Source organism: Planotetraspora sp. A-T 1434, assembly GCF_025420585.1.
Taxonomy (GTDB): domain Bacteria; phylum Actinomycetota; class Actinomycetes; order Streptosporangiales; family Streptosporangiaceae; genus JAOEGB01.
In genome coordinates this window covers 194,921-214,790 of sequence record NZ_JAOEGB010000013.1, presented here as the reverse complement: position 1 = coordinate 214,790, position 19,870 = coordinate 194,921, and the positions used below count along the sequence as shown (strand labels likewise).

Annotated in this window: 16 protein-coding genes; 8 read left to right on the top strand and 8 right to left on the bottom strand. The window is 69.1% G+C overall.

The window, feature by feature from the left end; all coding sequences use genetic code 11:
* The coding region (locus tag N5079_RS19000; RefSeq protein ID WP_261585263.1) for a tetratricopeptide repeat protein at window positions 1-1,103 on the top strand (1,103 nt) is incomplete at its 5' end.
* Here the strand turns inward: N5079_RS19000 and N5079_RS18995 are convergent.
* Genes N5079_RS18995 through N5079_RS18985 form a run of 3 tightly spaced genes read right to left on the bottom strand, consistent with a single transcriptional unit; the run spans window position 1,072 to window position 4,115 of the window.
* Window positions 1,072-2,259: a glycosyltransferase gene (locus N5079_RS18995; RefSeq protein ID WP_261585262.1), complete on the bottom strand. Its 1,188-nt coding sequence runs from the start codon at window positions 2,257-2,259 to the stop codon at window positions 1,072-1,074. The two genes, N5079_RS19000 and N5079_RS18995, sit on opposite strands and share 32 nt — an antisense overlap.
* A gap of 13 nt (window positions 2,260-2,272) precedes the next feature.
* Window positions 2,273-3,505, bottom strand: a complete 1,233-nt coding sequence (locus N5079_RS18990) for a glycosyltransferase (protein WP_261585269.1) — start codon at window positions 3,503-3,505, stop codon at window positions 2,273-2,275.
* A complete protein-coding gene (locus tag N5079_RS18985) occupies window positions 3,387-4,115 on the bottom strand; it encodes a class I SAM-dependent methyltransferase (RefSeq protein ID WP_261585261.1) in 729 nt (242 codons plus the stop codon). Before N5079_RS18985 ends, N5079_RS18990 begins: the two co-directional genes overlap by 119 nt.
* A 356-nt stretch (window positions 4,116-4,471) precedes the next feature.
* Between N5079_RS18985 and N5079_RS18980 the strand changes: the two genes are divergently transcribed.
* Window positions 4,472-5,179 carry an FkbM family methyltransferase gene (locus tag N5079_RS18980; protein ID WP_261585260.1) on the top strand — a complete coding sequence of 236 codons (708 nt, stop codon included), beginning with the start codon at window positions 4,472-4,474 and terminating at the stop codon, window positions 5,177-5,179.
* 100 nt (window positions 5,180-5,279) lie between these two features.
* Window positions 5,280-6,092, top strand: a complete 813-nt coding sequence (locus N5079_RS18975; RefSeq protein WP_261585259.1) for an SAM-dependent methyltransferase — start codon at window positions 5,280-5,282, stop codon at window positions 6,090-6,092.
* Window positions 6,093-6,141: 49 nt separating this feature from the next.
* On the opposite strand, the gene N5079_RS18970 is transcribed toward N5079_RS18975, so the two are convergent.
* Together N5079_RS18970 and N5079_RS18965 are read right to left on the bottom strand one after the other, a co-directional pair.
* Window positions 6,142-7,047, bottom strand: a complete 906-nt coding sequence (locus tag N5079_RS18970; RefSeq protein ID WP_261585258.1) for a helix-turn-helix domain-containing protein — start codon at window positions 7,045-7,047, stop codon at window positions 6,142-6,144.
* A 161-nt stretch (window positions 7,048-7,208) separates the two neighbouring features.
* A complete protein-coding gene (locus tag N5079_RS18965) occupies window positions 7,209-8,063 on the bottom strand; it encodes a DUF4232 domain-containing protein (RefSeq protein WP_261585257.1) in 855 nt (284 codons plus the stop codon).
* 400 nt (window positions 8,064-8,463) lie between these two features.
* Here N5079_RS18965 and N5079_RS18960 point away from each other — a divergent pair, with 400 nt between their 5' ends.
* Window positions 8,464-9,237 carry a hypothetical protein gene (locus N5079_RS18960; protein ID WP_261585256.1) on the top strand — a complete coding sequence of 258 codons (774 nt, stop codon included), beginning with the start codon at window positions 8,464-8,466 and terminating at the stop codon, window positions 9,235-9,237.
* Window positions 9,238-9,349: 112 nt separating this feature from the next.
* The gene (locus N5079_RS18955; protein ID WP_261585255.1) at window positions 9,350-11,440 is read left to right on the top strand and encodes a hypothetical protein; all 2,091 of its coding nucleotides are present in this window, start codon (window positions 9,350-9,352) and stop codon (window positions 11,438-11,440) included.
* A gap of 24 nt (window positions 11,441-11,464) precedes the next feature.
* Here N5079_RS18955 and N5079_RS18950 read toward each other — a convergent pair whose 3' ends face one another.
* A complete protein-coding gene (locus tag N5079_RS18950) occupies window positions 11,465-12,073 on the bottom strand; it encodes a flavin reductase family protein (RefSeq protein ID WP_261585254.1) in 609 nt (202 codons plus the stop codon).
* Window positions 12,074-12,248: 175 nt separating this feature from the next.
* Between N5079_RS18950 and N5079_RS18945 the strand changes: the two genes are divergently transcribed.
* Window positions 12,249-12,776 carry a hypothetical protein gene (locus N5079_RS18945; protein WP_261585253.1) on the top strand — a complete coding sequence of 176 codons (528 nt, stop codon included), beginning with the start codon at window positions 12,249-12,251 and terminating at the stop codon, window positions 12,774-12,776.
* Window positions 12,777-12,998: 222 nt separating this feature from the next.
* Here N5079_RS18945 and N5079_RS18940 read toward each other — a convergent pair whose 3' ends face one another.
* Window positions 12,999-16,277 carry an AAA domain-containing protein gene (locus N5079_RS18940; RefSeq protein WP_261585252.1) on the bottom strand — a complete coding sequence of 1,093 codons (3,279 nt, stop codon included), beginning with the start codon at window positions 16,275-16,277 and terminating at the stop codon, window positions 12,999-13,001.
* 622 nt (window positions 16,278-16,899) lie between these two features.
* Between N5079_RS18940 and N5079_RS18935 the strand changes: the two genes are divergently transcribed.
* Together N5079_RS18935 and N5079_RS18930 are read left to right on the top strand one after the other, a co-directional pair.
* Window positions 16,900-17,652, top strand: a complete 753-nt coding sequence (locus N5079_RS18935) for a DeoR/GlpR family DNA-binding transcription regulator (RefSeq protein ID WP_261585251.1) — start codon at window positions 16,900-16,902, stop codon at window positions 17,650-17,652.
* Between the two features lie 81 nt (window positions 17,653-17,733).
* On the top strand, window positions 17,734-19,407 hold the full coding sequence (locus N5079_RS18930; protein ID WP_261585250.1) for a PHP domain-containing protein: 1,674 nt from the start codon (window positions 17,734-17,736) through the stop codon (window positions 19,405-19,407).
* Window positions 19,408-19,498: 91 nt separating this feature from the next.
* Here N5079_RS18930 and N5079_RS18925 read toward each other — a convergent pair whose 3' ends face one another.
* Window positions 19,499-19,837 carry a hypothetical protein gene (locus N5079_RS18925; protein WP_261585249.1) on the bottom strand — a complete coding sequence of 113 codons (339 nt, stop codon included), beginning with the start codon at window positions 19,835-19,837 and terminating at the stop codon, window positions 19,499-19,501.
* Between the last annotated feature and the right edge of the window lie 33 nt (window positions 19,838-19,870).

Sequence of the window (19,870 nt, the reverse complement as noted above, 5' to 3'; positions counted from 1 at the left end):
AGGAGGGCGCGGTCCTGACCAAGCTGGCCTGGCTGGTCGGCATACGGGGAGACCTCGAGGAGTCCGCCTCGCTGTTCACCGAGGTCGGCTCGGCCGGCAGCGGCTACCAGCGAAGCCGGTCGCTGCAGGGTCTCGGCTGGGTGGCCGGTCAGCGCGGAGCCCACGAACAGGCACGGGCTCATCTCGCCGAGAGCCTGGAGCTCGCCCGTGGCCTCGACGACCAGAACCTCGTCGGTGACGTGCTCCACGTTCTCGCCTGGTCAGCCGGCGGGGGCGGTGACTTCGCCACCGCGGAGGCGCACTTCACGGAGGCGCTGTCCATCGCCAGGCGCTTCTCGCGCCGTGACCAGACCATCTCGGCGCTGCAGGGCCTCGGCTGGGTCGCCGCCATGCGCGGCGCGTTCGCGCAGGCGCGGGGGCCGCTCGGCGAGGCGCTGGCCCTGGCCCGCGAGGTGGATCATCAGGAACGCGTGCCCATCCTGGTCGCCCTGGGATGGGCGACGAGGGCCGTCGGTGACCTGGACGCCGCCGAGACGCACCTGAAGGAGGCGGCGGAGATCGCGGAGCGGTCGGGCGCCAACGAGCGGCTGGCGCGGGTGCGCCTGGAGCTCGGGCAGCTCGCCCTGCAGCGACACGATCACGCGACGGCCGAGATCAGGATTCGGGAAGCCCTGGCGGCCGGACGCCAGCTGGGCATCGTGGACCTGGAGGCGGGGGCACTACTGGCCCTCGGGCGTACGGTGAGGGAGGCGGGCCGTACAGACGAAGCGCGCGACGTGCTGGCCGAGGGCCTCGGCTCGCGGGCGGCGGAGAACGCCAACACGCGCGCGCTCTTCCTCCACGCGATGGGCGAGGTGGAACTGGACCTCGGCCACGCGCACGCGGCCCTGGAGTGGTTCACGGACATGACCCGCACGGCGCGCGACGCGGGCAACGACGAGCAGGCCGCGGTCGGCCTGTACTGCCAGGCGCAGGCCGCTCTGGCGGACCGCGACGCCGGCGAGGCCCGGCGGCTGGGCGAGGCCGCCCTGCGGGAGCTGACCGCGCTCGGCAGCCATCGCGGCGCGGAGGTCACGACCTGGTTGGAAAGCCTTCCCGGCTGACCGCCGCCGTGGTCAGCGCCACCTGCTTGACCTTCTCGGCGATGTCCACCCATCGAAACCGGTCCCGGTACAGCCGGTGGGCCTCACGGACGAGCCGGGGGCGCAGGGCCTGGTCCCGGAGCAGCGCCACGCAGGCGTCCGCCAGCTCGGCCGCGGTCTCCCCGATCAGCAGGTGCCGGCCGTGGATCGCGTCGAGTCCCTCGGCGCCCAGCGCCGTCGACACCACGGGGATCCTGTGCGCGAACGCTTCGATGATCTTGGTACGGGTCCCGCTGCCATAGCGCAGTGGCGCGACGATGACGTCCGCCCGCTCCAGTTCGGAGGCGACGTCGGAAACCCACCCGGTCACGGTGACGGCCGGGGGCAGGTGCAGACCCGTCACATCCGGCCCGGCCTGGCCCACCAGCCGGACCCGGGCGTCCGGGATCACCTGGTGGATCAGCGGGAGGATCTCGCGTACCAGGAGCCGCGCGCCGTCGGCGTTGGGGCCGTAGCGCAGCAACCCGACGAGTGCGATCGTCGGGGGCCGTCCTCTGGCGGCCGGACCGGTGGCCCGGCCCATCGGGACCGTGTCCTCATACCCGTTGGGTACCACCCAGATGTTGCCCATCCCCAGCCGGTCCCGGTCCAGCGTGCTGCACAGGACCACGGCGTCCGCGGTACGGGCGACCCGGCGCTCCAGCATGAGCCAGCGAAGTGTCTCCGCCAGCCTCGGTCGCTCCGGACCGGTGGCGCGGGCCCGGCGCTGGGCCATCAGCTTGCGGTGTTCGAGGTCGTCGAGGTCGACCACGTGCGGCGCGGAGAGCAGGTCGGCGAGCATGACATAGCCGTTGACGCGGCTGAACCAGACAAGGTCGTACGGCGGCGCGGCCCACGTCAGGAACGCCTGGCGCACCGCCTCGTCCCGCGCCGCGGCGAGCTCTCCCGGGATCGTCCGCAGGACGCGCCGGCGTCGGCGGCTCCGGGGGAGCTGGATGACGCGCGTCCGCAGGAGCCGGAGATCCTCCGCCGCCGGCGCGGGAGTGGCCCACTCGGGGTCCACCACCGAGAAGAGGTCCACCCGCGCGATCTGGGCCAGGGCGTTGAGTGTGTGGTACAGCCGCCTGCGCAACCCGGTAGCCCGTTCCGACGGCGTCTCGTTGGAAACCACCAGCACGCGCACTGGCGTCCTACGCCGCGCCGCGCGGGAGTTCAAGTCCGAAGTGCGCGGTTTTGGCCCAGGAGCGATCGCCCCGCAGCTCTCGCAGCACCGCGACCATGGCCGCCGCCATCAGCGCGGCGTGGAAGAGGGGAACGGTGACGGCCAACCGGAGTCTCGCCCATTTCGGCATGGTGAAGGGGAAGTCGTCCTGGAGCGGGTGTACCAGGGCCGTCGTCAGGAAGGTATTGACGACGCCGGCCGCGGTCAGTGAGGAGAGCAGGACGATTCCCGGCGGTCCCAGCGCCAGGGCCGCGAACACCGACAGCGGCAGGACTGGAAGGTAGGCGGCCCGGAAGAGGTTCGCGAGCAGGACATTGCGCATCTTGCGGCGCTCCGGCCGGGGGAGCAGGCGCCACTCCCCGTCCAGCAGGACCTGGAGGAAGCCCTGGTTCCATCGGGCCCGCTGACGGACGAAGGCCGTGATGCCCGAGGGGGTCTCCTCGATGGTGGCGAGCGTCGCCTCGGGCAGGAAGCTCAGCTTCTTCCCGGCGAGCATGAGCCGTATCGTGAGGTCGCAGTCCTCGGCGAGCTGATCGGGTTTCCAGCCGCCGATTTCGGTCAGCGCGTCGCGGCGGATGAAGCAGGAGTTTCCGCTGAGCCTGACGTCCAGCAACCCGATCTCCACCGCGCGCGGCTCGTTCAGGAACATGAAGTACGTCTCCACCATGTGCTGCGACTGGTACCAGCGAGGCGAGTTCCTGAGCGGCTGGTTCTGCGCCTGGATCGCGTCGGCCCCGGTTCGCCGCAGATGGGCGTCCACGGCGCGGAGGAGACCCGGGTGTGTCCAGCCGTCCGCGTCGAAGACCCCGATGACGTCGTGGCGGCAATGGGCCAGGGCCCGGTTGAGCGCGCCGGATTTCATGTCTCCCCCCTCGTCCACGAGCACCGTGATCAGGTCGGGCCTGATGGCCGCCGCTCGCCGCGCCGCGGCCACGGTGGCGTCGTCGTCGGCGTCCACGACCGCGAAAATCTCGAAGGCCGGGTGGTCGGACAGGGACAGGCGCAGCAGGTTGTCCTCCAGCACAGCCGCCTCCCTTCGCGCCGTGACCAGGAGGGAGAAGCTCAGCGCGGGTTCGGCTTCCTCAGCGGCGGCGCGGGGTGGGTTCCGCAGGCGCAGCCGTACTGATCGGGTGAGCGCCCGCATCCGGCCGAGGGTCGTGCGGCACAGCCAGATCAGAGGGATGGTCGCGATCACGAGGATGAGGTTCATGGGCGCTCTCCAGGGGCGGTTCCGTGTCCGGCTTGCGCAGCACGAGGAGTTGGGCGAGCTGGGGGTAGAAATCGTTCACCTCGTACCGATCCAGCTCGGCCAGCACCCGCTCCGGGCTGAACTCGGGGAACCCCAGGAGCTCCCGCCGGTCACCGGTGATCAGGCGCAGGCCGGACGCCGCCACGAGTTCGGCCAGGCGGACATTGCGCCCCCACTGGTTGCGCGAGGTCCCGGTGAACGGGTGGATGTCGAGGAAGAGATCCACCGTTAGCACGAGGTCGCCACCCGGACGCAGTATCCGGCGTGCCTCAGCGAGCACCTCATCCACCTCCGCCGCCGCGAGGTGCTCCAAAGTCGAGATGCAGTAGACGGCGTCGGCCGAGTCACTCGGCAGTCCCGCAGCGCCCAGCCTGCTCCTGCGCAACTCCACCCGGGTTCCGAGGAGACGGTTCAGCGCCTGGTGGGACTCGACCGGATCGGGCCAAGGGACGCCGGCTTCGCCGTACCCGACGAAGGGATCGACATTGATCACCCGCGCGCCGGACCGGTCCAGGGCGAACTGGAACCCGGACATGCCGCCGCCGATTTCCACGGCACGCATGCCGGGACGAACCGGCGACGCGTGGAACGCCCAAGGGAACTCGACCCGCCGGGTGCTGCTGTTGGGTTGTGCTCCGAACATGCCGACGCGACGGACGACGCTTTCCTGTAATGCGCCCGGGCGGCACAGTTCGGCATATCCGTGAAATCCGAACGGCGCTCCCCATCGGCGATTCCAATGCTGGAATTCCCCGGCCATCGTTTTACGAGCCAGCATGCACGCTCCGCTCGTGGACCCCAGAACACGATCAGTGTCTCAGACGAGACGGATCATGTATATAACCGGTTTCCCGGCCATCCGGCAGCATAAGGAGGCGATGGTTCCCGGCGTCACCAGGTGCTTCAATGGAGTCGCCAGTGACCATTACCAGCCAAGGAGAGGGCGTGCGCGAGCGGCATGCGCGCTTCCTGCGCGAGCGGGATCACTTGGAGCATTCGGCCATCCGCACGTTGCTGTCACAGGTCCTGCGGCCAGAGGACAACTGCGTCGACATCGGCGCGAATAGCGGCGACATCCTGCGAGAGATGGTCGGCCTGGCGCCGTTGGGCCGCCATCTCGCCTTCGAACCCATCCCGGCTCTGGCGGAAAGGCTGGTCCGGGACTTTCCCGGTGTCGACGTTCGTCAATGTGCGATCGCCGACCGCGGGGGCAGGATGTCCTTCTTCCACGTCATCGAGGAGCCCGCGCTCAGCAGTTTGCGCGTGCTTCCCTATTTTCAAGGGCACAGCTTCGAGCGCATCGAGGTCGACGTGGTCGATCTGGACTCCTCGCTGCCGGACTCATATACGCCCCGGGTCATCAAGATCGACGTCGAGGGCGCGGAGATCGATGTCCTGCGGGGCGCCATGCGGACCATCACCCGGCACCGGCCCATCCTCATCATCGAGTTCCAGCGAGACGGCGCCGGCGCCTTCGAGGTAGGCCCGGCCGACCTATACGACCTCATCTGCCGGGAGGCCGGAATGCGCCTGTTCGACGTGTTCGGCGAGGGCCCCTTCGGAAGGGAGGAACTGCGGAAGGCCTTCCACGCCCGCCGTCTGATCAACTACGTGGCACACCCCTGACCGCGGGTCGTCGACGCCGCGGGGGCGGTGCCCAGGGGCGGGACTTCGGCAGAATGTGACTGACGCCAACCTATGCGGGACACGACAGGAAGGCTTCCCGGTGAAAGAAGAGGTGCCCACCGCGGGCGATCAGGCCCCGGCGGCGATAGACACCACCGTGCCGCACTCGGCCCGGATCTGGAACTACTGGCTCGGCGGCAAGGACAACTATCCCGTCGACCGTGAAGCGGGTGATCAGTACCGCGAGGTCTTCCCGCGTATCGCCGACATGGCCCGTGCCTCGCGTTACTTCCTCGTCCGTGCTGTCCGGCACCTGGCCGGCGAAGCCGGGGTCCGCCAGTTCCTCGACATCGGCACAGGACTGCCGACGGTGGACAACACACATGAGGTCGCCCAGCGGGTCGTGCCGGAGTCCCGGATCGTCTACGTGGACAACGACCCACTCGTGCTGACCCACGCCCGGGCCCTGCTGACCAGCACCCCGCAGGGGGTCACCACCTACATCGACGCCGACCTGTACGAGCCTGACAAGATCCTCGAAGCGGCGGCCAGGACCCTGGACTTCGGCCGGCCGGTCGCCCTCATGCTGATGGGCATCATGGGTCACGTCGCGGACGGCGAGGCGCAGGCGATCGTCAAGCGCCTAGTGGAGTCCCTGCCGTCGGGTGGTTACCTCGTGCTGTATGACGGCAGCGATGTCGACGAGTCATTCGTCGAGGCGCAGCGCCACTACAACGAGGGGGGCGCCGTGCCCTATCATCTGCGCAGTCCCGAGAAGATCACTCAGTTCTTCGACGGTCTGGAGCTTCTGGAGCCCGGCGTGGTCTCGACATCGCTCTGGCGCCCGGAGCACAACCCGTTCGAAACCGCGACCGCCGCGGAGACCTTCGGAGGGGTCGGGCGGAAGCCATAGGGCCGTCACGACTCGTCCCTCGTCGCTGTGTCGGCGAGGCGTCGCGTCGTCACATGTCCTTGAGAAGGTCGTTGAGAAGGGCCCGACTCTCGGCCTGTGGCTGCGCTTCGACACCCAGGCGGTTGAGAACGTGCCAGTAATACGCGATATCGGCGGCCTTATCGAGATAATGCCCGCCAGTGAGCTGCTCCAGGAAGACGACGTCGGGCAACGCGTCCTCAGAGAACCGCAGGAAGGTGATGGGCCCAGCCGTGGCGGCGTGGCCGCCGCGGCTGAACGGCATCACCTGCACGGTGACGTGAGGGAGCTCGGCGATGTCGATGAGGTGCCGTAGCTGGTCGCGCATCGTCGCGGCGCCGCCCACCGAGCGATGCAACGCCGCCTCGTCGATGACGGTCCAGAGCCTGGGGGCGTCCGGCCGGCGCAAGATGCGCTGCCGTTTCATCCTGAGCTCGACACGGCGGGCGATCTCCGTCTTCGGGGCCTCATGGTGAAGGGATCGGATGACCGCACGGGCGTAGTCGGGTGTCTGCAGCAGCTCCGGGACGAACGTGGGCTCATAACTACGGATGACACCGGCCGCCTGCTCAAGCTCGAGATACGCCTGCCACCAGGGGGAAACCACGTCCTGGTACGGCTGCCACCAGCCGGGCATGCCGGCCTGCTTGGCCATCGCCAGCAGCGTCGCCCGTTCGGCTTCGTCGGTGACGCCGTACAAGGTGAGGAGATCGGCCACATCACGCTGTTTGAAGCCGGTGCGGCCACGTTCGAGGCGACTGATCTTGGAGTGTGACGCCCGGATCGTCTCGCTCGCCTCTTCGGCCGTGATGCCCCGTGCCTCACGGAGTCGCCGGAGCTGCGCACCCAGCACCATTCGCGGCACCGTGGGCCCGATATGCGCGGAGTCCGGCACACGGCCGTCGCGCTGGTGGCCCGCCGCCTCGACTATTTCCATTCTTTCTCCCTCAGCAGCGGCCCAATCGGCCACGGACTTACTCCACCTTTTCACATCAAAGGGAGGCGCCGACGCCTTAACGCAGCGTTCCGCGAGCGAGGTCCGTGAGCGCGCCGGCCGTGCTCGGGCAGGCGCCGTCCCGTCGGAGACCGGCTCAGCGGTCAGGCGCCGTCGCCTGCCTGGAAGGGGCCGACTCGAGGAACGGAGGCTTTGCCGGTGTTCGAGACCGGACCGCCGGTCCACCGCACCCTGAGCGGTGCGGTCTCATCGGGAGGTGTGATCAGCAGCGCGGCCGGAGTCACTGTTGTCACCCCGGTGACCTGGGGATTGGTATACGTCAAGGCGGCCCACGCGCTGTGACCCGGGGCCACCGGCACGCGCCGCTTCTCCACTCCGGTCAAGCGCTCCGGGTTCACCGTGACGGCCTGCCCGGTGGCGTTGACGAACGCGGCCCCCGGGAAGCCGTACACGGTGCAGGTGCGACCCGACTTGTTGGTCAGCACGATCGCGAAGTTCTCCTGGCCCGCGCCGGGATGGTTCGGGCCGACCGAGGCGCGCAGGTCCGAGGTCTGGCAACGGCCGCCCGGCGCACCGCTGGGCTGAGTGCCGCCGCCGGTCGGAGCGGGCGTCCGGGTCACGGCTGGGGCGCCGCCCCCGCCGGTCGTCGGGGACGTCGCCGGAGCAGCCGGTGAGTTCGTCTGGCCCCCGCTCGCTTCGCCTCCGCTCGTGTGGCCCCCGCTCGCTTGGTTTGCGCTGCCCGGGCTCGCCGATTCGGGCGGGGCGGCGGCGCCCGTGCCTCCGCCGTCGGCGCAACCGGTCAGCACCGAGAGCAGGACGGCCCCGCCTGCGAGCACCGCGCTCATGCCGGCGGCCGATCGCGCAGGCCGGCCCTGGCGGCGGACCTCCTCCCGCTCACGTCGCTCTGCCCGGCCGCCGGCCGCCTCTCCGTCCCCGGCCTGGCCGCCGACTACCTCCTGATCATGTCGTCCGGAGTGGAATCCCTGCTGGTTCGTCACGTCTGCTCCCCCCTCTGGTAGTCGTCGCATGACGGTCCGGCGCTCCATGCGTAAGCGCCAGTGAAGCGTCACGTAGAAACACGGCACCGGGCCTCCGAGTTCCCTCGCCGGAGCGGACGATCCGCTCGACGTGCCGCTTTCAGCCGGTGCGGCCTCCTGGCTGTGCTCCCTCATGGCAATTGACGCTCGCACCTTCCGCGCCCCGGGGCATCAGTCATTCGACCGTGAAGAGATCGGCCGTTTCGGTCCCGCGCCGCCGCAGGCCAGGTTGAGGTCGGAGGCGACAGGGCGCGGACGAGGTCGTGCGACCTTGTGCCGGCCGGGTGGCCCAACGACGCAGGACGGCTGAGATCTTCCGGCTGAGGCTGAACCGCGGATCCCCGGCTATCGTCATGGTGGTATGACGATAAGAGCTTTTGCGCTGGTCATCGCGGTGCTCCTCCTCGGGACGGCCTGCGGGCGTGCTGACGACACCGCTCAGGCGACCGCGGCGTCGCCTGTGGTGGGCGACGATGAGCCGGTCGCCCTTTGGCAGTTGGAAGACGGGTTCGTCCCGCCGGGGTGGCTGGCCATCCGGCCTCCGCATGTCGTGGTGTACGCCGACGGGCGGGTGGTGGTGGACGCCGCCAGGCAACTGCGTCTGTCCCCCTCCGAGGTGAGCGATGTCGTCTCCGCCCTGGACAAGGACCTGACCGGACAGCCTCCGACCGCCACGCCCCATCCCGGTGCGCCCGCCGTGGCGGACGTCCCCACCACGATGCTCGGTGTGCGGGCGGGCGCCGGGAAGATGCGAGAGGTCCGCGTGCCGGCCCTGGACGAGATCGGCGGAGCCTATGACAAGCAGCTCTACGAGGCACGGGACCGCCTGGCCCGGCTCGCGCAGCGCGTGACAGCCGAGGGACAGGAGTACACCGCCGACCGTGTCCGGCTGGTGGCCGAAGACGCGACGGGTCGCACGGGCAAGGTCCGCGACTGGCCGAAGGACGTGCCGGTCCCCCCGCAGCCGGATCCGCAGTCACCGGTCCGCACCCAGGACCTCTCGGGGCAGGCGGCGAACGCGGTCATCCGGCTGGTGCCGCACGACAAGGCGCAGCCCTTCAACTGGCCGGTGTTCGTTGACGCGTCAGGCGCACGGCTCGCCCTGTCCTGGAGATATCTCCTCCCGCACGAGTGAGGTCTCGGCCGCGGCGATCGAACCGGCCACGCCGCCGCCGCGATGAGCTGCGGTTTGCTCCGAATCGTTCCGCGGTCAAGGGGATATCAAGATAATTACCCTCGGGCATCGGGTGAGGGCGGTGGGGATGCGCGGGGTGTGGCGGGCCGGGGCGATCGTCGCGGCCGTCGCTGTCGGTTCGGTGCTGCTGCCGGTCGCGACGAACCTCGCCACCAGCGAGCCGCTGCCGTCCTGGCTGGAGCGGTACCGAAGCTGGGCGTGGCCGGCTGTGGTGACGCTGGGGCTGGTGGCGGCGTTCCTGGCTGTCTCCGCGAGCCGTCCGGCGGGTGTCGCGACAGGGCCGCGCAGGTACGGCAAGACCCGCCCGGCGGCCAGAGAATGGGCGCTGGAGAACGTCCGACACTACGTGACACAGCAGCTCACGATCAGGCTGGGGGACATGGTCCGTGCCGACACGCGGATCGAGCAGCGCCCTGGAGCCGTCACGCCGGCGTTGAGCAACCACGTGCGGCGCCTCGGCGCGTCCGCCGACGCCGCACGGCTCGGCGTGCGTGAGGCTTTCGAGGAGAGCGGGCGCTCGCTGCTGCTGCTCGGGCCGCCCGGCGCCGGGAAGACCACCCAACTCCTCGAACTGACCGCCGCACTGCTCGACGAGGCGCGGGACGATGCGGCCAAGTCCAGGCCGGTCCCCATGCTCATCCACCTCGGCGGGTGGGGCCGCAAGCGGCCGTTGCTGCCCTTCCTCAAGCGTGAGCCCACCCTCCACGACCTGCGTGACTGGCTGCTGGCCCAGGCGCAGGAACGGTACGGCGTCGGTGCCAGAATCAGCCGGGCCTGGCTGGAGCAGGACGACCTCGCGCTACTGCTGGACGGCCTCGACGAGGTGCCCGACGGGATGCGCGGGGGCCTCGTCCACCTCATCAACGAGCTTTACGAGGCGCACGGCGGCATGGTCATCGTGGTGTCGAGCCGGACCGCCGAGTACGAGCGCTCGCCGCGGCTTCAACTGGGGGACGCCGCGGCCATTCTTCCGCTGGGGCGCCCCGAGGTGACGGCGTACCTCGCCGCCGCGGGGCCCGCCTTCGCGGACCTGGGGCGCGCGCTCGAGGCCGACGAGTCACTGTGGGAGGTGATCGACTCGCCGTTCTGGTTGCAGGTCCTCGCGGCGGTGGCCCGCGCTCCCGGCGTCGGCGGACTGGCGGCGAGCGCCGACCACGCCGTGCGGAGGAGTCACATCTTGGACGCCTTCGTCGCCGAAGCGCTGCGGCAGCCGCGACGGGAGGCAGGCGGATACACGCACGAGCAGACGGTCAGATGGCTCGGCCAGTTCGCCCGCAGTGCGAGACGGCAAGGATCGACCACGATCAGGTCTCCGATGATGGCGCCCTCCACTTTCCTTGGGACGGTGCCGGGCCGGTTGTTCACTCCCGTCCTGCCCGCGCTAGGCATCGCCCTGTGGGCCGCGTCCCTGCTCTCGACGGCGGTGCCGCTGGTGAGGGAGCACGGGGCGCTCGTGGCGGTGGCGCTGTGCTGGGTACCGGGCATCGTGACGTCCATGCTCGCCGCCACTGCGGTCGTCGACGGGCACGTGCCGTGGCCTCCCACACCGCGCGCGTCGATCGGGGGAGCGCTCGCGGCCCTGCCCGTCGCCGCAGGCGCGTTCCTGCTGCGGACATCCTTGTCCGATCCGTTCCCCGACGCCTCCGTGTTCGGTTCGGCCCTCGGTGTCGGCGCCTCCTCCGCTTTCGTCGGCGCCTTGGGGATGGGCGTGGCCGCGGCCCTGTTCGGGGCGCTGTTCTTTGAGAAAGGCGCCGAGGTTTCCGACTTGGAGATCAAGTTCTTCTTCTCCGCCTCCTTCGTCGGGATGGCCGTGGTGGCGGCCGTAGTCCTGCCACTCGCCGTCTTCGGTGCGGTGAACTGGACGGGTCCCTTCCCCGCCGTCTTGGGCGGGCTCTACCTCGGCACCCTGCTGGGCACGGGAGTCGGCACGGTCTGTGGAATCAGTGCGATCGGGACCTGGCTTCCCGTGGCCATCCTCATCGCGGCACGGCTGCTTCCCGTCAGAGCGAACAGGTTCTGCGGGTTCGCCGCGTCGGCGGGGCTTCTGGTCCCAGTCGGCTCCCACCCGCACGAGTACCGCTTTCTTCACATGATCTTCGTCGATCATTTCGCCGACCGGGTGTTCCGTACGGATGCCGGCTGATGGTAACGGTGGTCCGGTCCGACGCTATTCGGCCTGCGGCTCCTCGTAGGGGATGCGGCTCAGGTGCAGGATGGCGCCGAGGGTGCCCCATTCGTCGGCGCCGAGCTTGGTGAGCGGGCGCAGAAGTTCGGCGTTGGGCCGGCTCTCGACGATGTACTCCTCACGCACCGCGGCGAGAAACACTCGTCCGAAGACGAGGGTGGAGTTGCCCATACGGAGAGTGGTGTGCGAACGGCACTCCATGACGACAGGGGACGCGGCGACCCTCGGAGGCCGGACGTGCCGGCTGGCCTCGCGCTCGATCCCCGCGAAGTCGAATTCGCTGACGGTCCGCGGGAAATCGGTCGCGGTGGCGTTGATCAGGTTCAGCAGCGGTTCGGAGGAGAAGTTCACGACGAACTCGCCGGTGTCCTCGACATTGCGCAGGGAGTCCTTACGGCCGATCGAGGTGAACTGCACGATCGGCGGATCGGTGCTGGCGATGCTGAAGAAGGAGTGGGGGGCGAGGTTCTCGATGGATCCGTCCGGCGTGACGGTGGAGATCCACGCGATCGGACGAGGGACGACGACTGAGGTCAGGAACCTGTAGAAGGCGGCCCCGCCCATGGCCTCGGGATCGAAGTCGACGCGCATGACGCTCAGTATCCAGCACTTACACCCTGCGTACTGATCGCCGCGCGGAGGCCGGGGTACGCTCAGCCGCAGCCGGGCGGGTGCGCGCCGAAGAGTGCGCGGGGTCCTCCGGTGGTGAGCACGATCACACGTGAGGCGGCCAACCAAATGCCGAGTCCGGCACTCATATACGGGTGTGAAGCTCTCGACATCCCTCACCGCATCCCTCACCGCCGTTCTCTCCGCCACGGCCGTTGCCGCGACGCTCGCCGCCGGAGCGTCGCCCGCGGCCGCCATGCCGAAGTTCAAGCAGCCCAAGGTCTTCGGGACGTCCTTCCAGACCGACCCGAAGCACGACTTCACCAAGGGGATCAGCCCGCGGCACGACGGCATCCTGCGTGGCTGGGTCACCCATTACAGCGGCGGGGTGGCCGAGTACACGCCCATCAAGTGGGTGAAGGACAAGACCGGCAACACGGAGGGGCATTTCGCCGGCCCGCCGGAGGGTGACGTCACCGCGTACGCCTCGCCCATCTCGGCGAAGGTCGCGTTCTACAGCGCCACCGGCTGCAAGGGCACGGACGTGACCGCCGACAACAAGAGCCTCGGCACGAAGCGCTGCTCCCGTAAGGTCCTCATCTCCCGCCTGGCGGACAAGCGCCCGGCCCTGATCACGGTGTACCAGGGAAAGATCGTAAAGTTCCAGGAGATCTACACCCCCTGACAGCGGCGGCGGCCATCGCCGTCCGGGCCTTTTACTCCGGGTCGAATGGCCCCACCCCGTCCTCAAGGGCTCACGCATCGATCTGGTGGCCGATGCCGCCCCGCCTGCGTTCATCGAGTTCAAATACTGTCGGAACGATCCCCGCTGGGAGTACGGGCTGCTACCGAAGGCCAAGTCCGAACTCGCTTGAGTGCAACTCTTCGAGGATGTCAGCAACGCTGCTCAGGGCTTGTGCGTGCGAAAGCGCACATCGGCCGTCCACGCGCGATTGCCCGAACGGCCCGGGCAATCCTTGTTGTAACAGCGCCAGTACCAGGTGCCGTTCTTGCGACGCCTCAGGTCGACCTGGAATTGGTGGCACGCACCGCAGTTTTGTGGTCGGCTGAAATCCTGGGCGTGCTCGTGGTCGAGTATCTTGCGAGCGAAATAGCCACCGCGCAGGGTCAGCATCACCTCACGCGTTCGGCTCTGGGAGAGCGTGTTGAGGCTGCCCAGCATGACCGTTCGTTCGTCGATGACGACGATTTTCTGATGCATGTCATTGACCTCGACGACCGTGGGGACGATCGCGCGCAGATCTGCGAGGCAGTCGGCGAAGCTCTCCTTCTGCTGGAGGGTGTCGCTGGGGTCCCTGACGAAGACTGTGACGCGAACCCCTCGTGCCACGGCATCGCGCAGCGCGGGGAGGATGCTCCGTACGCGCTTGGCCACCCAGGGAGACCAGAGCCAGATGGAGGCCCGCGCCTCGTCGAGGCGGCTTTTGAAGGTCTCGTAGAAGGATCGCTCGTCGTCGACGGCCGTGATTTCGACGTGCCGGGAGAGAACGTCGGCCAGTCGGGCGCCGACGGGGCCCAGATTCGCGGCTGCCTCCGCAGGAGGTGCGATCAGATCGGTCGCCTCCAGAAATCGAAGCTTCCTTTCGCGGCGCAGGTCGGCGACGTGGCCGAGCGCGGTCCCAGCACGGGCGCTTGCGAGGCGATGGCGGCTGCCGATGATGTAGAGACGGGTCTGCACCCGGGTGACGGCCACGTTGAACAGGCGCAGGCCTTCACGGCTCGACCGCCCAGCGCCGGGCAGCAGGGACGCCTGAGCCATCCACATACCCGGGCCGTCCTGCCCTTCCACTGTGTCAAAAACGACCACGCCGAACTCCCGGCCCTGGAAGCGGTGGGCCGTGCCTACCTCGGCCAGCGGCCGCCCGGTCTGCTCGACGTCACGCAGGGCCTCCAAGGTGGCCTCTGCCTGCGCTCTGTAAGGGGTGACGACCCCGGTGGTTTCGCCGTCATCCTGATGGAGGTCAAGAAGCGCGCGGGCAAGCAGCAGGCCGGCGGGCCACCATCCACCGCCGCCATCCATGCGGCGGACTTCGGCCAGTTCGTGAAGGCCGTCCGTGTTGACGAAGACAATCTCCGGGTCGTCTTCGGGACGGGCGCGTACCCCGCTTCCCGCCTTGAGAACTCCCCCGTACGCGAGGCGGTTCGCCAGGTCCATGACATGCGGGCCGAACCGGTGCTGCGTGTCCATCACCAGGCAACCGGGGTGGCCGCTGGCGGTCTCCGGTGATGTGATGCCGCAGTGCTCGAAGACATCGGGCACCAGCCAGCGCTGGACATCCGGCCGAGCGCTTTCCTTGATCTCCTTGGGAAGCACAGGCCCGAGCTGCAGGAAGTCCCCCAGGAGCACTGCGCACTGCGCGGCGTTGGCCGTGGCCAGAAGCACCTCAGGCAGAGCCGCCGCGCCCACCTCGTCGATCAGCACCACGTCGTAGGAAGCCTTGCACACGGCCTTGTTGGTGCGGGACCGGGCCAGTGTGGTGGCCACCAGGCTGGCAGCACTGACTATCTCGCCCTCGGCGTCACGGGCCAGCCTCTCGTACTGCTCCTGCAGCTCACCGTGCCGTTTCTCCAGAGCAGCGCGGCGTGTCTCGTTCTGAACCGCAAGTCTGCGTAGTTCCTCGGCCTCGGCATGCTGCGCCGGCCACTCATGCCGGTCTGACTCCGCGACCAGTTCTTGAGCGGCCTGGGATGCGGCCTCGTCACGCCGTACGCTCTCGAGTCGCTCCAATATCTTCAGCTGCTGCGCCTGAAGGTCGCTCAACCGGTCTGCCTCCCGGCGGGCGGCGTCCTCCCGCTGCCGGATCTCGTCGGGGCTGAGCGGGATGTCGCGGACGAAGTCCGCGATCGCCCTCTCCGTGTCCCGACGGAACCTCTCAGCAGTGGCGCGTGCGGCCGCGGCATGCGACCGGCGTTCGTCGAGAACGGCCCGCGCGTCGGCAAGCCGTTCCTCGATCTCCGCCAGTTTGCGCCGGTCCCACCACCTGACCTTCCCCGACGGCCGCCTCAGCTCCTTCCGTTCCCGCTCAATACGCGTGCAGGCGCCCTCCGCCAGGAGCGCGTCGGCTTCTGCCTGCGTGGCGGCCTCCTCGACCTGCGCCCCCTTCCCGCGTTGCACCTCGACCTGCCGCCACCGCTGCTTGTACGGCAACGCCTCGGTCACCGCCGCCTCGGCCGCATCCGACCACCGCTGCGCGTGGGCGACCGCCATGGCGCCGGCCTCGACAGCCTGCTCACAGTCCCGCCGGGCTCGTGTCAAGGACGCCACGTCGCGGCCGAGCGTACGCAGGCGGGCCCTAGCCCTTTGGTAGGCCGTAACGTCGAAGCGCACCAGACGGGCCTCCAGATGGCGCAGCCGCTCTTCGTCCCGGCGCATCTCCAGCAGCGTCGCCGCCACGGCCCCGCGCTCTTTCTCCAGTTCGGTGAGTCGCGCTCGCACCAGCAGTGGCAAGGAGGCGTGGTGGTCTTCGGCGACCTCCCGTAGCTGAGGCGGTCCTACCCGTACGATCTGCCCGGGTTGGTGGCGGCGCTTCTTGAGGACGCCGCGCAGCGCGTTGTCGACGGCGATATTGGTCGCCGAGACCAGCAAGATTCGCTTGCCGGCTGCCATGAGATCTTCGAGCGCGGCTTGGAGCAGCCGCGTCTTTCCCGTCCCCGGAGGTCCCCACACGAGCCAGACTCCGGTGCCGAGACAGGCTCGGTACGCCTGCGCCTGTGCCGGGAGAAGCCCGGGGGGAGCCGAAACCGCCGCCTGATTACCGCCGATCTCGCCGCGGGCCAGCAGGTTCGCCAGCCCCGCGTCGGTGAGATTGGCGATGCCGTCCCGCAGCGACGTGAGCAGGAACGTGGGCGACTCCCGCCGGCGCCAGACATGGGGGTCGGCTGGATCGGCGAACTCAGCCACACGCACCCGCAGTAACTGTCCTTCCACCACCGCGTCCATCACCGGGAAGCCGTTGCGTATGGTGTCGTTCTCGGCACCCGACAGGCGTAATTTGTCGAGTAGGTCGGGGTTGAAGTCGAATCCCCGAATATCGACCACAAAGACGCCGGGTTCGGCGGTGGCCCGCGCCGCACCGATGCGCTGCCAGCCTTCCCTCCGCCCACTCCCTGCCCGCGACCCGATCCACTCGCTCAGTGCCGTGGCCACCTCATCGCGCCAGTCCAAGCAGCCCTCCGCAGCAGCGACATGGGACGTCACGGAAACGGACGTTCTGGCCCACTTCCAATAGCCGATGCTAAATCATCTGCCGAACGGCACTGATTCTCCTGGTGGGTGTATGGATAAGACTTGTGATATGTGGCCGGTAGTTAATGGCAATTGGGGCTCTTGAGAACTCTCTATTCGTAAACCAGAGCGAATGGCGATAGGGATCCTCCTTCGTCTGCATGTCGGGCTGATACGAGTACGTGCCCCCAAACTTCCGCTCTCTTGTTGGGCGCGCTGAGCGCCTTCGGCAGCGTGCCGTACTCCTTGGTCGCGGTGGAGATCGCCGTCCTGGCAGCCTTACCGATCCCAGCCTCGTTGTTCTCCTACGGCAAGTACCTCACCTGGCCCGGTGCTCCTGGGCGCGAAGGCGCCCCGGCCCGGGCTGACGGCCGGAACTGGGGCTCACAGCTCAGGGCAGCCGGCCGTGCCGGTCGCACGCGGACGCCTCCAGCTTGAGCAGGTGCTCCGCCTGGGCGTGCTCCTCGACGGGCCACATCCTTGACGATGTGTGCAAGAGTTTGCAGAAATAAGCTCTACTCGATCTATTCACATGAGCGATCGCGCGCGCTAGTGTCCGTGCATGCTCAGGGACAGCCGGCACGAACTCATCGTGCGGATTCTGCGCGCCGAGGGTTCGACCACAGTGGAGGCGCTCGCCGACCGCCTCGGCACGAGTACCGCCACGATCCGCCGTGACCTGCTGCAACTCGATCAGGCTGGGCAGTTGCGCCGCGTGTACGGCGGAGCGATGTCTATCGACGACAAGGACGACCCCTTCGTCGACGTGGCGGCCGTCCATGCCGAGGAGAAGGACAAGATCGCGCAAACCTGTGCAGGCCTCGTCAGGGACGGCGAGACCGTCCTGCTGGACATCGGCACCACCGCCGCCCGGGTGGCCAGAGCGCTGCGCGGGCGGTGCCTCACCGTCGTGACCAGTTCGCTCGCGGTGGCGCAGGAGCTGCAGGACAGCGAGGACATCCAGCTGATCCTGCTCGGCGGCATGGTGCGGCGCGACTACCGGTCCCTCGTCGGCTTCCTCACCGAGGACAACCTCCGGCAGATCCGTGCCGACCGGCTGTTCCTCAGCACCAGCGGGGTGCGTCCCGGAGGGCATGTCATGGACACCACCGTGGTGGAGGTTCCCATCAAACGCGCGATGATCGCGGCGAGCAACCAGGTGGTGCTCATCGCGGACATCGGCAAGTTCCCCGGAACCGGCATGGCTCGGGTCTGCGGAGCCGCCGACCTCGACGTCCTCGTCACCAACGGCGGGGCCGATGCGAACACCCTCAGCGCGTTCCGCGACGAGGGGGTCACGGTGATCGAAGCATGAGTGACGGTGACCTGCCCCGACGACCCCTTTCGTGCGCCGGCTCATGGGCCACATCGAGAACGGCGCGCCCAGCATCTCCGGATGCATCTCCGGATGAAGCACTACTGGAAGGAAATCCCCATGTGCCGCAACCATGATCATCACGGTCACTCCCATGAGGCGCCGGAAGGGACGGCCGCCTTCGCGGACCTGTCGGTGCCGGAGCGTGAGCTGTCCCCCGGCGACATGAGCCGGCGCCGCTTTCTGCTGAACAGCGGCCTGCTCGGCGCCGCCACCGTCGGCGTGACGGCCCTGGGCGGGGTGACCGCCGCGCGTCCGGCGGCCGCCGCCACCGGCGGCTCCCGCGGTTACAAGTGGCTCGCCGGTGACCACCACACCCACACCCAGTACAGCTATGACGGCATGTACACCATTGAGCAGCAGGCCGCCGGCGCCATCAAGCACGGCCGCCTGGACTGGCTGGTCATCACCGACCACGGGCACGCCGCGCACGAGAAGTTCGCGGTCGAGTCCACCTACGCCGACGTCGTCGCGTCCCGCGCCAGGCATCCGGAACTGCTGCTGTGGCAGGGCCTGGAGTGGAACGTCCCCAGCGGCGAGCACGCCACGTTGTTCTTCGACGGCGCCCGCGACGAGATCCAGCTGTTGCGCGCGTTCGAGCGGCTCTTCGACTCGAGGGTCAACAACACCGGCGCGAGCTCCCCGGCGAACGAGGCTAAGGCTCTGGAGGCGCTCGGCTGGCTCGAGACCGCACTGCGCACGGGCTCGGCCAACTCCGCGCTCTTCCTGATCAACCACCCGATGCGGCACGGCCGATACTCCCCGCGCGAGATCCGGGCCTACCGCGACGCGGCCCCGCACATCGCGGTGGGCATGGAGGGCGCGCCCGGCGCCCAGAACGAGCCCCGGGCCCGCGGTGACTACAACACCACCCCGGAGGCGAACTCCTGGCCCGGGTGGCAGCAGAAGCACTACCCGACCTACGGCGGCTTCGACTCGATGACCGGCATCCTGGGCGGCATGTGGGACTCGATGCTCGCCGAGGGCAAGGGCTGGTGGATCACCACCAACTCCGACGGCCACTTCTACAACAACGACACGATCGTCGAGCCCGCGCGACCCGGCGACTGGTACGACCTGCACGGCAAATACCCGGACCCGATCGACAGCGGCGTCCCGCGGCGGCACGCCGACTTCTGGCCCGGCCAGTTCAGCCGGACCGTCGTCGGAGCTGCCTCACGCAGCTACGGCGCCGTCATGGAGGCCATCAAGTCCGGCCGTGTCTGGGTGTCGATGGGCGGCCTCATCGACGACCTGTACGTCGACGCGCACGCCCCCGGCAACGCCCCGGTCTCCCTCGGCGGCCGGTTGTCGGTGCGGCGCGGCGACGACGTCACCGTCACCATCTCCGTCGACCTGGCCGGGCGCCCCAACGCCAACGAAGACGTGCCCAGGCTGGCCCGCCTGGACCTGATCCGGGGCGCGGTCACGGGTCCTGCCAAGGACCCCGACACCTTCACCGCCCCGGACGTGCGAGTCGTGGAGTCGTTCACGCCGAACGGCAGGGCCCGGGTCGCGGAGTTCCACTACAAGTTCCGCGACGTCCGCGAGCCGTTCTACTTCCGGCTGCGCGGCACCGACGGCAAGCGCAGCGCGGCCGGCGGCCTGGAGCCGGCCGCCGACACGGGCCCCAACGAGACCCCGTGGAACGACCTCTGGTTCTACGCGAACCCGATCTTCGTCGATGTGGTCTGAGTAGGGCCGACATCCCCGGGACGGCCGGCGTCGAACGCCGGCCGTCCGGACGGCCGTTACGCCCCAGGTGCCAGTGCGGCGCCCCGGCGGGTCAGAGAAGCCGCAGGTGCAGACGCAGGAGAACGAGCGCCCGCGAGGTCACGGTGGCGGGCCGGGTCACCGGGACGCAGTCGACCTGGGGGCACGGAGTGGTGAAGCACTGCTTCGGCGACGGCACGCACATGGTGCCCGCCGGGCACAGCACCGCGGCGCACGCCGAGGCCGGGTCACCGGGAGTGCAACCGGCGGAGATCGGCCGGTCGGCGGCCCAGGCGGAATGGGCGGGCATGGACGGTATGACGCCGTCGGCGGCCGAGGCCGCCGACGGCACGGCCATCCCTGTGGACACCCCCGCGGCCATGGCCGCCGCCACTACGAACGTGCGAAGCATTTTCTCCCCCGAAAGCTCTGGAGCCCCCGGCGA

What these genes read in the sequence shown, in the direction of transcription:
- N5079_RS18960 (WP_261585256.1), top strand. Translation starts at nt 8,464, where the DNA reads ATGACGATAAGAGCTTTTGCGCTGGTCATCGCGGTGCTCCTCCTCGGG.
- N5079_RS18950 (WP_261585254.1), bottom strand. Translation starts at nt 12,073, where the DNA reads ATGCGCGTCGACTTCGATCCCGAGGCCATGGGCGGGGCCGCCTTCTAC.
- N5079_RS18935 (WP_261585251.1), top strand. Translation starts at nt 16,900, where the DNA reads ATGCTCAGGGACAGCCGGCACGAACTCATCGTGCGGATTCTGCGCGCC.
- N5079_RS18970 (WP_261585258.1), bottom strand. Translation starts at nt 7,047, where the DNA reads ATGGAAATAGTCGAGGCGGCGGGCCACCAGCGCGACGGCCGTGTGCCG.
- N5079_RS18985 (WP_261585261.1), bottom strand. Translation starts at nt 4,115, where the DNA reads ATGCGTGCCGTGGAAATCGGCGGCGGCATGTCCGGGTTCCAGTTCGCC.
- N5079_RS18930 (WP_261585250.1), top strand. Translation starts at nt 17,734, where the DNA reads ATGCATCTCCGGATGAAGCACTACTGGAAGGAAATCCCCATGTGCCGC.
- N5079_RS18925 (WP_261585249.1), bottom strand. Translation starts at nt 19,837, where the DNA reads ATGCTTCGCACGTTCGTAGTGGCGGCGGCCATGGCCGCGGGGGTGTCC.